This window comes from Arthrobacter sp. B0427-1-12 (assembly GCF_059092905.1).
Genome location: NZ_JBNHIC010000010.1, coordinates 50,123 through 62,584, shown reverse-complemented (window position 1 = coordinate 62,584; position 12,462 = coordinate 50,123). Strand labels below are relative to the sequence as shown.

Genomic DNA, 12,462 nt, shown 5'->3' with positions numbered 1-12,462 from the left:
GCTCCCTCCATCGGAAATCCCCTCGGAACCACCTGTAACGGCTCCTTGAATTGTGTTCTTCCACTGAACCAGCACCACCGCTGTGCGCGCCAGCACTTCCACTTGCATCTCAGATACTGAGACGGCAATATCAAGCTATGGACAATTCTAGTGGCGTCGGCGTCATCGATAAAGCAGCCATGGTGCTGGATGCCCTCGAGGCAGGGCCTACCTCCCTGGCACAGCTGGTGGCCGCCACCGGCCTGGCCCGTCCCACCGTCCACCGCCTCGCGCAGGCCCTGGTCCACCACCGGCTGGTGAGCCGGGATATCCAGGGCCGCTTCGTCCTCGGCAGCCGCCTGGTGGAGCTCGCCTCCGCTGCCGGCGAGGACCGGCTGATCGCCTCCGCCGGACCGGTGCTGCTCCAGCTGCGGGACGCCACCGGGGAGAGTTCCCAGGTTTTCCGCCGGCAGGGTGAATGGCGTGTGTGCGTAGCCTCTGCCGAACGCCCGATCGGCCTGCGGGACACCATTCCGGTCGGCACCCAACTGTCGATGAAAGCAGGCTCCGCGGCCCAGGTCCTGCTCGCCTGGGAAGACCATGACCGGCTGCTCGAGGGCCTCCAGAATGCCCGCTTCACGCCGACCGTCCTTGCCGGCGTCCGGCGCCGCGGCTGGGCCCAGAGCCTGGGCGAACGCGAGCCCGGAGTGGCGTCGGTATCCGCGCCGGTGCGCGGCCCGTCCGGACGGGTGATCGCCGCGGTCTCCATTTCGGGACCGATGGAGCGCCTGACGCGCCAGCCCGGCCGGATCCACGCCGAGGTCATCGTGAATGCCGCCCGCCAGCTCTCCGAGGCCCTGCGCAAAGGCAGCGAGTAGACAGTCCCCGCCCCGGCCTACGCTGTGGGCATGACCAACTATGCAGTCTTCCTGCGCGGTATCAATATCGGCGGCATCAATATCAAGATGGCGGCCCTGCGCCGGGCGCTGGCCACACTGCCCCTGACGAACGCGTCGACCCTGCTGGCCGCCGGCAACATCGTCTGCAGTTTCGACGGTACCGCCGCGGACCTGAAGTCCCTCGTGGAACAGTGCCTCCGGGCCGCCTTCGGCTACGAGGCCTGGGTCATCGTGCTGCCCAGCGAACGCCTCGCGGCCGTCATCGAAGCCTGCCCGTATCCGGCGGAGTCGAAGGAGCAGCATACGTACATCACCCTGTCCTCGGATCCGGGGGTCCTGGATGAGCTGTACGAGGCGACCGCCGCCGTTGATCCGCAGGCGCCACAGCAGCGGCTGGGGCCGGAGGCCACGGCCTGGCTGGCCCCGGTCGGCGGCACCGCGGATTCGCCGGCCGGCAAGGTGGCCGCCAAGCCCAGGTACAAAAGCACGACGACGACCCGCAACCTGCGTACGATGCTGAAGGTCCGGGATGCGCTGGCCAAGCTCTAGCCGCCCTGCGCGGTCCGCAGCGCCTCCCGGAAGCCGATGCAGCGGGCCAGTTCCGCCTCCACAGGCGCAGCCACATATCTGTCCGCGACGGCGGCGATGGCCGCCCTCAGGCGCCGCCGCGCGGCCCGCGCCCTGCCCCTGGCCACCCATCGGGCGGCCACCGCCGAGGCCAGGGCCAGCACGATGCCCAGCAGGATCCCCGCGCCCAGCAGCAGCGTGGGAACGGGCAATCCTTCCACCTGCGGTGGCTGAGGCACCGGCAGCTGCAGGTAGCCGAGGATGAACAGCAGGCCCAGCCACAGCAGCCCGGCCACGGCCGCAGCCAGTGCCAGCCACTGGAGGAGTCCGACCACCGGCCACCACCAGGAATTCCTGCGCGCCCCCAGGTCCGCGGAGGCGATGGCCTGGTCGATCGCGTCCGGCAACGCATTGGTTGAGGCCCTGGCGGCACGCCGAATGGCTGCCCGCCACGGTTCCGGCACACCGCTTCCTGCGGCGTCGGCGAAGGCCCGCACCGCGGAATCCGCCTGGGCCCGCTGGGCGGGACCGGGCGGCGGCAGCGATGACCGGTTCAGCGCTGCCTCCACCTCGGGCCGGTGCAGGTTCAATCTGCGCAGCGGGTCGGGGCGCAGGCCGCCGATCCAGCGCAGCACCGGCCAGCCCGTCCGCGCGTGGGCCCGGCGGCGGTAGGACTTCTCCACCGCCTCCACCACGACGTCGACGGCTGCCGCCTGGGCGAGCCGTTCGGCCAGCAGGTGCCGGGAGTCCTTGGCGACCGTCGCAGCCGGCGCCGGCTCCTCCCCCAGACCCGCGGCCTCCCCCAGCCGGCGCGCCGCGTCCGACACATCGGCCGCCAGTCTGGCCTCGGCCGCCCACCGCCGGTCCACGACCGCGCGGATCGCTGCCCTCAGCTCTTCGATGCCCCGTCCGGTGGCTGCGGAGACAGGGAAAACCGGCACCGTCGGCAAACCGTCCTGCGCCAGCGCTGCGTGCAGTGAGCCGAGGACCGGTTCCACGTCCTGCTCCGGCAACCGGTCCAGTTGGTTCAGGACGATCATGGTCACAGCGTCGTGCGAGGCCAGGGGTTGGAGGAAACCGTGGTGAACGGCCGCATCCGCATACTTCTGCGGGTCGAGGACCCACACGAGGACATCGACCTGGCCGGCCAGCCGCTCGACGATCTGCCGGTGGACCAGCGCCGTCGAATCGAAATCGGGCAGATCGAGCAGGATAAACCCGGCCGCCGGTTCCCTGGCTGCGTTGTTCCTGGCGGGGTTCCTGCCGACCTGCTCGGCCAGCACGTGCCGGCGGCGGACCTGCAGCCAGTCGAGCAGCGGTTCGCTGCCCTCGGCACCCCAGATGGCGGCGAGCGGTTCCGCCGTCGTTGGCCGCCGCGCCGCCACTGCGGCCAGGTCCTGTCCCGTTACGGCATTGAAGAGCGACGACTTGCCGCTGCCGGTGGCTCCGAAGAATCCGACGACGGTGTGCTCCTCCGAGAGGGAACGGCGCGTTGATGCGCGCTCCAGGACGGCATCAACAGACGTCAGGGCCTGCTCCGGGAGCCTGCCGTCGGCGAGCTCGCGGGCTTCATCGAGGGCCTGCAGCCGGACGCTGAGTCCGGGCGCCCTGCCGGTGCTGCGGCGGCTGCTCATCCCTGACCCTCCCCTGCGGCGGCCGGCAGTTCCAGCCGCGCCAGGCGGTCCGCCTGTGCCCGGAGTGTCCCGGCGGGCGTTTCCGTGCGCAGGACATCCAGCCGGTCCAGGAAGCGCTGTTCCTCCGCCTTCATCAGCACGGTGCAGCGCCGGGCCAGGTTACCCTGCGCGGTCCTGGCCAGCCTGCGCACAGCGTCCTCACCGAAGACCGCCTCCAGCAGCTTCTGCCCCACGATGGCGGATCCGCCCGCGATGCCGACCTCCAGACCGGTCAGGCCGGCCGTTGACGCGAAGACGACAACCATCAGAGCCACCGCCAGGCCATTGACGCCGAAGGACAGCATCCGCGCTACGGAACGCTTGCCCGCGCCCTCGCTGCGGATCAGTTCCATCAGGTCGCCCTGCCAAGCGCGGATCTGAGCGGCAACGGCAGCCGGAAAGTCCGGGCTCGTGCTGGACAGATCGTCCGCCCCGAGGAGCTGGCGCCCGGCCGGATCGTCCCGCCAGCGCTGGTCCGCCGTTTCCGCGGCTTTGGCGGCCTCGTCCACAATCACCGCCTGCAGGCCCGATTCGATCGCTGCCTCGACGGTGACAGCGGGTGTGGGTTTGCCGGCGAAGAACGCGCCGATCCGGTCCCGCAGCCGCCCGATTCCGCTTTCCAGCGCGCGGAAGAACTCGCCCGTGCCCACGAAGTCCTGCCAGCGTGCCAGGACTTCGCCGCGCAGCAGCGTCCCGTCCCGCGCGGCCGCCAGGATCCGGGCCAGGCCATCTTTGTAGGCGGACGCGGCATCGACGGCCAGCCGGTCTCCGGCAGCCAGCTGCTGCTGACCGGCGTCGGCAACGGCCTGGATCGTCCCGCCCAGGGAACGAACGGCCCCTGTCAGTGTGCGGCGCGCAATCCGGGAACGTCCGGCGGCATCCGCGGCAAGGTGCGTCAGCCAGGTCCGGACCGGTTCGACGGCGTGCGGCGGAAGCATCCCGGTGCTGCCCAGGTTCTGCTCATGGATGACGAAGAGCCGGGCCTGGCCAAGGCCCTGGCGCGCCAGCATGCCGGCCAAGTCGGCACGCACCTCTTCCTCGGCCTCCGGGGGCACCCGGTCCAGCACGACCCCCACCACGATGTCCCGCGACGCGGCGTCCAGCAGCAGGCGCCATGGCACCGCGTCCGCATACCTGTTGGCGGTGGTCACGAACAGCCACAGGTCCGCGGCGGCGAGCAGCTGCCCTGCGAGCCGGCGGTTCTCATCGGCGATGGAGTCGATGTCCGGAGCATCCAGCAGGGCCAGGCCGCGGGGTATGGACTCATCGGCCACCAGCATCAGGGAAGCGGCCGGCTGCGCTTCCGGGCGCCGGGAGGGCGGCTCTACCGCTGGGCGCCGGGACGGCGGCTGCGGGCTCCGGCCGTCCTTCAGGACCACGCCGGTAACCCGGCTCAGCCCGTGCAGCACGCGCTGGTCCGCGAACCAACGGCGGTCACCCGGATGGTGCAGGAGGATGGGCTGGCGCGTCGTCGGCCGGATGGCACCCGCGCGCGTCACAGGGTGGCCGGCAAGGGCATTCACGAGAGTGGACTTGCCGGCGCCCGTGGACCCGCCCACCACCGCCAGCAGCGGAGCGTCCAGGCTTCGGCAACGCGGAAGAATGTAGTCATCGAGCTGGGCGAGGGCGGCGGTAATACTGCCGCGGGCTTCCTCGGTGCCTGGCAGCTGCAGCGGCAGCTTGACGGCGGCCAGGGATTCACGGACCGACTCCAGCAAGCCCAGCAGCTCATGCGCGCCGAACGGAGCGTCGCTGTTCGATGTGGTGCTCACGGACTCCATCATGCCAGCCGGTGCCTCGGAGGTAGGCAAAGGAAGCAGGCAAAAGAAAACCGGCCCCGGACCTAATCGTCCGGGACCGGTATCGGTGACCCCAGCGGGATTCGAACCCGCGTTACCGCCGTGAGAGGGCGGCGTACTAGGCCGCTATACGATGGGGCCTGGTATCTTACTGCTTGCAACGTTGCTGCCTTCGGCGTTCCGGCCGAACGGGCTCAATGAGTATTTCACACATTCCGCCCGGCTCCAAATTGGTGATTTGGAGGAATCCCGCCGGTGCTGCGAAGCGAACCGGCTGTCTATCCAGCGCTGGGATACCAGGACTCGAACCTAGAATGACGGTACCAGAAACCGTTGTGTTGCCAATTACACCATATCCCAAAGGCGCTTCATCACTGACCGCCCGAAGTCTTCCGTCTGACTTTCAGTGGTTCAAGCGCCGGGATAAAACTTTACCTGCCCTTCGCCGATTTCTCAAAATTCACTTTCCGGCCATCCGTTTTTCCCTTGATTCCGCGGGAATCCGGGGCACATCAGTCCCTGGAAAGCCGGACGGACGGAAATGCTATTGAGTGATAAACATCTCAAACAATTGCGACAGGTCCTTGAGCTGCGCGCCGTCGTAGCCCTCCGCGCCACGGCCGTTGCGGTTCAGCCAGATGCCCACCATGCCGGCCGCCGTCGCACCCACGGCATCGACTTCCAGATTGTCTCCGACGTACAGGGTGCGTCCGGGCTCGGTTCCCAGCAGCCGGGTGCCCTCCAGGAAGATGGCCGGATCCGGTTTGGCCACACCCACGGTGTCAATGCCCACCAGGATCCTGATCCGCTGCAGCCCGGCCTGGTCGAGCTTGGCCCGCTGGTAGTCGTGCACATTATTGCTGACCGCCCCGTACGGTATGCCGAGGGCATCGAGTTCGTCCAGCACGGGTCCCACGTCCGGGAACGGCGCAAAATGGAGCGAGAGGGTCGCCTCGTATGCGGTGTTCCACTGCGCGGCGGTGTCGGCGTCGAACGGCTCCGCCCCGAACCGCCCATGGGCGTGCCGCGCCCGCTCGATCCGCTGCTCCACGAAGCTCAGCTCACCGGCCAGGTACCGTTCATAGTGCCGCAGGGGGTCGTCGACAAAAAGCCGCTTGTATTGGACCCAGTCATCATCGCTCAATCCCGGCAGCAGCCGGGCGCTGACGTGCTGGAGGGTGTTGCCCATCGCGGTTTCGAGATCCACCAGGGTGTCGTCGATGTCGAAGAGGACACCTCCGATGCGGTGGTCGGGCGGGCTGGTCCGGGTTCCGGTCACAGGGGTGTCCTCTTCTGGTTGTGTCAGGGGGCGCAGCCGACGGGCTGCGGCGTGTGCAGGAGACGGGCGCTCAGCCGCGGAAGGCCTTGATGCGGGCGAGCGATGAATGCCTGCCCAGAATCACCATGGACTCGAACAACGGCGGCGAAATGCGCCGGCCGGATACCGCTGTGCGGATGGGGCCGAAGGCCAGCCGCGGCTTGATACCCAGATCCTCGACCAGCGCCTGCTTCAACGCCGATTGCAGGTTCTCGGCCGTCCAGTCCGCCGGCTCGATGGGTTCCAGGGCGGCCAGCGCGGCGTCGAGCACCTCGGCGAGGTTCTGCGGCAGCCCCTTGCGTGCGTCGTCCGCGATGTCGATCTCGTCGTCGTTCCTGAACAGGAAGCCGAGCATCTCCGGAGCCTCGCCCAGCAGCGTGATGCGCTCCTGGATCAGCGGGGCGGCCTCGGCCAGGATCTCCTCCTGCCGGGGCTCCAGCTCCTCGCCCACCAGACCGGCATGGCGCAGGTACGGCAGGAGACGGTTGCGGAAGTCCTCGGGCTGCAGCATGCGCACATGGGTGCCGTTGATGGCTTCGGCCTTCTTGAGGTCGAAGCGGGCCGGGTTGCTGAGCACGTCGTGGATGTCGAACTTCTCCACCAGCTGGTCGACGGTGAAGATGTCCTCGTCTGCGGACAGGGACCAGCCCAGCAGGGACAGGTAGTTCAGCAGGCCCTCCCGGATGAAGCCGCGTTCCCGGTGCAGGAACAGGTTGGATTCCGGGTCGCGCTTCGACAGCTTCTTATTGCCCTGGCCCATGACGTAGGGCAGGTGGCCGAACAGCGGCATGTACTGCGCCACGCCGATGTCCACCAGCGCCCGGTAGAGCACAATCTGGCGCGGCGTCGAGGACAACAGGTCCTCGCCGCGCAGCACGTGGGTGATGCCCATCAGCGCGTCATCAACGGGATTGACCAGCGTGTAGAGCGGTGCGCCGTTGGCACGGACGACGACGAAGTCGGGCACGCTGCCGGCCTTGAAGGTGATCTCCCCCCGCACCAGGTCAGTGAAGGTGATGTCCTCGTCCGGCATGCGGACGCGCAGCACCGGTTCGCGGCCCTCTGCCCGGAAGGCAGCCACCTGCTCGGCGCTCAGTTCGCGGTCGAAATTGTCATAGCCCAGCTTTACGTCGCGGCCTGCGGCCTTATGCCGGGCCTCGATCTCCTCCGGAGTCGAGTAGGACTCATAGACATGCCCTGCGGCCTTGAGCTTGGCGATCACATCCTGGTAGATGTCACCGCGCTGGGACTGGCGGTACGGCTCATGCGGTCCGCCTACCTCCACGCCTTCGTCCCAGGTGATGCCCAGCCACCGCAGCGCATCGAGCAACTGGTGGTAGCTCTCCTCGCTGTCGCGTGCAGCGTCCGTGTCTTCGATCCGGAACACCATGGTCCCGCCCGTGTGCTTGGCATAAGCCCAATTGAACAGGGCGGTACGGATCAGGCCGACGTGCGGAGTACCCGTCGGTGACGGGCAGAACCGGACGCGAACAGGCGTTTCGTCGGTGACAGTGGGAACGGCGGACGGTGCGGCAGCGGAGGAAGGAGTACTCATGATGATCCGAGTTTACCTGCCCTCCAGCTTCCGGCCCTCAGCAACTCAGGAGCGCCCGGTCAACGCGAAAGTGTTGGCCTCCGGACCGGAGCCCGGACGCCTGTCCCAGTACAACTAGCGCCGTGCCGGATTCGACAGCCTGCCGATTCCCTCGATCTCCACTTCATAACGCTGGCCCTCGGTGATGAGGCCGACCCCGGAGGGCGTTCCGGTCAGGATGATGTCGCCGGGCAGCAGCGTGAAGGCCTGGGAAACGTAGGAAACCAGTTCCTTGACGTCCCAGATCATGTCACTCGTTGTGCCGTCCTGCTTCAGCTCGCCGTCAAGCCGTCCGGAGATCGACAGGTTGTCCGGATCAAGGTCGGTCTCGATCCACGGACCAATGGGGCAGGAGGTATCGAAGCCCTTGGCCCGCGCCCACTGCCCATCCGTCCGCTGTGCATCGCGGGCGGTCAGATCATTGGCGCAGGTATAGCCGAACACGACTTCATTCACGCGTTCCAGTGGAACATCCTTGCAGATCCGCCCAATGACGACTGCGAGTTCGGCCTCGTAGGAAACTTCTTCGGAGAAGGCCGGCAGTATGACGGGGTCGCCGGGACCAACGACGGAGGTGTTGGGTTTCAGGAACATCAGCGGTGCTGCCGGGGTCTCGTTGCCCATCTCCCGGATATGTTCCGCGTAGTTGCGGCCGATCCCGACCACCTTGCTGCGCGGGATGATCGGTGCCAGCAGCCGGACGTCCTCAAGCTTGTGGCGGGCACCGGTCAGTTCGACACCCGAATAGAAGGGATCGCCCTTGATGGCAACGACCTGCTCGCTGCCTTCTTCACCCTCAACGACGCCAAACCCCGGATCACCATCAGCAACAAATCGAGCAATACGCATGGTTCCCACCTTAGTGGAATGCGCGCTAGCACCATTTCGCACAGCAGGTCGTGTTGGCAGAGCAATCCCGATCCTTGTGGATGCACCGTGGGGCCTGGCTCGGTGTGGAGGCAGGCAGAAGGACGCCCGCTGAGGCGGACGTCCTTCGGAGGCTGAAGTTATGTGCGGTTCAGGCCAGCCGGGTCAGCCAGCCGTAGGTGTCCTCGACGGTTCCGGTCTGGATGCCAAGGAGCTGTTCGCGCAGCGACATGCTGACCTCGCCGGCGCCGGCCTCGGGGGCGCCAATAGAGCCCTCAGCCGTCTTCAGTTCCCCGATCGGAGTGATGACGGCGGCGGTGCCGCACGCGAATACCTCGGTGATATCGCCGGAGGCTACGCCGTCACGCCATTCGTCCAGGGTGATCTTGCGCTCTTCTACCCTAAGACCGCGGTCCCTTCCCAGCTGGAGGATCGACGAACGGGTCACGCCCTCGAGGATCGTTCCGGTCAGCGCCGGGGTCACCAAGGACCCGTCCTTGAACACGAAAAACACATTCATGCCGCCGAGTTCTTCGATGGCGTTGTCATTGAACTGGTCCAGGAACAGCACCTGCTGGCAGCCATTAGCCTCGGCCTCGAGCTGGGCGGCCAGCGAAGCGGCGTAGTTGCCGCCGCACTTGGCGGCGCCAGTGCCCCCGCGGCCCGCCCGCGCATAATTCTGCGAGAGCCAAATGGAGACGGGCTGGAGTTCACCGCCGAAGTAGTTGCCCGCAGGAGAAGCGATCACCCGGTAGGACACTTCACGCGCGGGCCGCACGCCCAGGAAGGCTTCCGTGGCAATCATGAACGGCCGCAGGTACAGGCTCTCGCCGGCGCCGGACGGAACCCAGTCCTTATCCACGGCCACGAGCTCGCGGATGGACTCAAGGAAGACGCCATCGGGAAGCTGCGGCAGGGCCAGCCGTACGGCGGAGCGGTTCAGGCGGGCGGCGTTGGCTTCGGCGCGGAACGTCCAGATGCTGCCGTCCGCATGCTTGTAGGCCTTCATGCCTTCAAAGATTTCCTGGCCATAATGGAGCACAGCAGCGGCCGGATCGAGGGGGATCGGACCGTAGGCTTCGATCCGGGCGTCGTGCCAGTAGCCCTCGCCGTCCTCGCCTACCGAAAAGTCGACAACTGCAGTGTGGTCCGTGAAGTACTTGCCGAAGCCGGGGTTGGCGAGGACCGCTGCGCGCTGTTCTGCGCTCTTCGGCCGGTTCGAAAGGTGCCGGGCGAACTCCAGGTCACTCTTGGTCTGAGTCATACTTCCTCCACGGATACAAGCACGCCCTTGTGCCGGAAATTTCTTGTGCTGTTACAGCGTATCGCTTTTCACAAAGGCCCCTGCCGCCCCGCCGGCAAGCCGGCGAGCGGCGGAGGCGGCAGGGGCGGCAGCAATCAGAGGGCTGATGCGATCGCGTCGCCCACTTCGGCCGTGCTCCGGGCGGTCCTGCCGCGGTTGGCGACATCGCTCTCAACCGCCTTTTCCACCCGCGAGGCTGCCTCATGGAGTCCAAGGTGCTCAAGGAGCAGGGCCACGGACAGGATGGCCGCCGTCGGATCCGCCTTCTGCTGGCCGGCAATGTCCGGAGCGGAGCCGTGGACCGGTTCGAACATCGACGGCGCGGTCCGGTCCATGTTGATGTTGCCCGAAGCGGCCAGGCCGATGCCGCCGGTGACGGCGGCGGCCAGGTCCGTGATGATGTCGCCGAAAAGATTGTCCGTCACGATCACGTCGAAGCGGGACGGGTCGGTGACCATGAAGATGGTGGCGGCGTCGATGTGCAGGTAGTCGTGGGTGACCTCGGGGAATTCCTTGGCAACAGCCTCGACCGTGCGCTTCCACAGATGGCCGGCGTGGACCAGCACATTGTGCTTGTGCACCAGGGTGACCTTCTTGCGCGGACGCTCGCTGGCGCGGCGGAAGGCATCGCGGACGACGCGCTCGACGCCGTGGGCCGTGTTGACCGAGACTTCCGTGGCGATCTCATGCGGCGTGCCCACGCGCAGCGCCCCGCCGTTGCCTACATACGGTCCTTCGGTGCCCTCGCGGACGACGACGAAGTCGATCGCACCCGGGTTGGCGAGCGGGCTTTCGACGCCGGCGAACAGCTTTGCGGGCCGCAGGTTGACATAGTGGTCCAGGCTGAAGCGCAGCTTGAGCAGCATCTCCCGCTCGATGATGCCCGACGGGATGCGGGTGTCCCCGGGAGCGGCCCCGACGGCGCCGAACAGGATCGCGTCATGCCCCCGCAGTTCCTCGAGCGTCGAATCCGGCAGGGTTTCGCCCGTGGCGAGCCAATGCTCGGCACCGAGCTTGAATTCCTTGAGTTCGAAGGACACGGACTCGTTTTCCGTGACCTTCTTCAGGACCTTGACGGCTTCGGCAATGACTTCAGGGCCAATGCCGTCACCGGGGATTACTGCCAGATGAATGGATGTGCTCATGGCCATGAGTTTAAGGAGCCGTCCCACATCATGGGCAATCCGTCTCAGAATCCGGACAGCCCCGCACCTCAGACCTAGGGTGGATGCCCGCCCGGGCCGGCTCCCCCTAAAGTTACACACCATGGGCCTGCATCAGAAGATCTACCGCTGGTTCCAGCGCAATCCCCGAAAAGTCGACTTCCTCGCGATGCTCGTCTGGCTGACGTTCCTGGCACTTCCGTTTATCTTCATGGACCGGGTGCTGTTCGTCGCTTCCGTGGCCATGATCGTCCCCCTCGCCTGGCGCCGCAGCCACCCGGTTCCTGCCACGGCCGTCCTCGTCACCGTCTTCTTTTTCGTGTGGCTGGCGGACCTCGCGCCGGTGCCCGCCCTCATCAGCGCGCCGGTCATGATCCATGCTGCGGCAGCCTATGGACCCCGCTGGTGTGGTCTCGCCGCCTTGGGAGCGGGGACGCTGGGCGCGGTCCTCTACGGAATCCGGCAGCCCAATATCAGTCCGCCGGACCTGACCGGCACCAGCTGGCTGCTGCTGGCAGCCGCCAATTTCGTGTTCATTGAACTGCTCTCCGTGCTCGCCTGGACCTTCGGCGACCTCCAACGGACCCGGCGACTGCAGGTCGAGGCGCTGCGGGACCGGGCACATCGGCTGGAAATCGAACGCCAGCAGGAGCGCGACCTCGCCGCAGCTGATGAACGCAGCCACATCGCCCGCGAAATGCACGACATCGTGGCGCATTCGCTCTCGGTCATCATCACCCAGGCCGACGGCGCCCGCTATGCCGGGGCCCAGGATCCGCAGGTCGCGCTCAACACGCTGGGCACCATCGCGGACACTGGCCGGACTTCGCTGCGCGAGATGCGCCGGCTGCTCGGTGTCCTGCGCAGCGACGAGGTTGCCTCGACCCGCCCCCTGCCCGCGCTGGCCGACGTCGAAACCATGGTCGGGACGGTCCGGAAAGCCGGGCTGGCGGTCCGGTACACCGCCCAGGGCGAACCGCGCCGCGCGCTGCCGGCAGGCGCCGAGCTCACCGCGTACCGCGTCGTCCAGGAAGCACTGACCAATGTGCTCAAGCATGCCGGACCGAATACCGCGGCTGAGGTCCGGCTGGAATGGACCGGTAAGGGCCTGGAACTGCAAGTCGACGACGACGGCCGCGGCGCTGACGCGGATCCGGCCACCGCCGGCGCGGGCCAGGGAATCGTCGGCATGACCGAGCGGCTGGCCCTCTACGATGGGACGGTGCGGGCTGCGCCCCGGGCCGGCGGAGGTTTCCGGGTCCAGGCTTTCATCCCCTACACCGAGGCTTAGCAAATAACG

At 67.2% G+C, this 12,462-nt stretch carries 10 protein-coding genes and 2 tRNA genes; 3 read left to right on the top strand and 9 right to left on the bottom strand.

Annotation, left to right across the window (positions count from 1 at the left end; genetic code table 11):
- Positions 1 to 137 precede the first annotated feature (137 nt).
- Both AC5RWU_RS08785 and AC5RWU_RS08780 read left to right on the top strand, forming a co-directional pair.
- On the top strand, positions 138 to 857 hold the full coding sequence (locus AC5RWU_RS08785) for an IclR family transcriptional regulator (protein ID WP_494030572.1): 720 nt from the start codon (positions 138 to 140) through the stop codon (positions 855 to 857).
- Between the two features lie 30 nt (positions 858 to 887).
- Complete coding sequence (locus AC5RWU_RS08780; protein ID WP_494030571.1) at positions 888 to 1,427, top strand: DUF1697 domain-containing protein; 540 nt, start codon at positions 888 to 890, stop codon at positions 1,425 to 1,427.
- Here the strand turns inward: AC5RWU_RS08780 and AC5RWU_RS08775 are convergent.
- The 9 genes from AC5RWU_RS08775 to AC5RWU_RS08735 form a co-directional block, all read right to left on the bottom strand.
- Positions 1,424 to 3,079, bottom strand: a complete 1,656-nt coding sequence (locus AC5RWU_RS08775) for a GTPase (RefSeq protein ID WP_494030570.1) — start codon at positions 3,077 to 3,079, stop codon at positions 1,424 to 1,426. The genes AC5RWU_RS08780 and AC5RWU_RS08775 overlap by 4 nt on opposite strands.
- Positions 3,076 to 4,899 carry a dynamin family protein gene (locus AC5RWU_RS08770; RefSeq protein WP_494030613.1) on the bottom strand — a complete coding sequence of 608 codons (1,824 nt, stop codon included), beginning with the start codon at positions 4,897 to 4,899 and terminating at the stop codon, positions 3,076 to 3,078. Before AC5RWU_RS08770 ends, AC5RWU_RS08775 begins: the two co-directional genes overlap by 4 nt.
- A gap of 86 nt (positions 4,900 to 4,985) precedes the next feature.
- A tRNA-Glu gene (locus tag AC5RWU_RS08765) sits at positions 4,986 to 5,058 on the bottom strand.
- A 147-nt stretch (positions 5,059 to 5,205) separates the two neighbouring features.
- Positions 5,206 to 5,277 (bottom strand) — tRNA-Gln (locus tag AC5RWU_RS08760).
- Between the two features lie 184 nt (positions 5,278 to 5,461).
- On the bottom strand, positions 5,462 to 6,196 hold the full coding sequence (locus AC5RWU_RS08755; RefSeq protein ID WP_494030569.1) for an HAD family hydrolase: 735 nt from the start codon (positions 6,194 to 6,196) through the stop codon (positions 5,462 to 5,464).
- Between the two features lie 70 nt (positions 6,197 to 6,266).
- Positions 6,267 to 7,790: a glutamate--tRNA ligase gene (gene gltX / locus AC5RWU_RS08750; RefSeq protein ID WP_494030568.1), complete on the bottom strand. Its 1,524-nt coding sequence runs from the start codon at positions 7,788 to 7,790 to the stop codon at positions 6,267 to 6,269.
- 114 nt (positions 7,791 to 7,904) lie between these two features.
- Positions 7,905 to 8,678, bottom strand: coding sequence for a fumarylacetoacetate hydrolase family protein (locus AC5RWU_RS08745; protein WP_494030567.1), 774 nt, complete (start codon positions 8,676 to 8,678; stop codon positions 7,905 to 7,907).
- A 169-nt stretch (positions 8,679 to 8,847) separates the two neighbouring features.
- A complete protein-coding gene (locus AC5RWU_RS08740; RefSeq protein WP_494030566.1) occupies positions 8,848 to 9,960 on the bottom strand; it encodes a branched-chain amino acid aminotransferase in 1,113 nt (370 codons plus the stop codon).
- Positions 9,961 to 10,094: 134 nt separating this feature from the next.
- Positions 10,095 to 11,144: a 3-isopropylmalate dehydrogenase gene (locus AC5RWU_RS08735; protein ID WP_494030565.1), complete on the bottom strand. Its 1,050-nt coding sequence runs from the start codon at positions 11,142 to 11,144 to the stop codon at positions 10,095 to 10,097.
- Positions 11,145 to 11,265: 121 nt separating this feature from the next.
- Between AC5RWU_RS08735 and AC5RWU_RS08730 the strand changes: the two genes are divergently transcribed.
- Complete coding sequence (locus AC5RWU_RS08730; RefSeq protein ID WP_494030564.1) at positions 11,266 to 12,453, top strand: sensor histidine kinase; 1,188 nt, start codon at positions 11,266 to 11,268, stop codon at positions 12,451 to 12,453.
- The last annotated feature ends 9 nt before the right edge of the window (positions 12,454 to 12,462 follow it).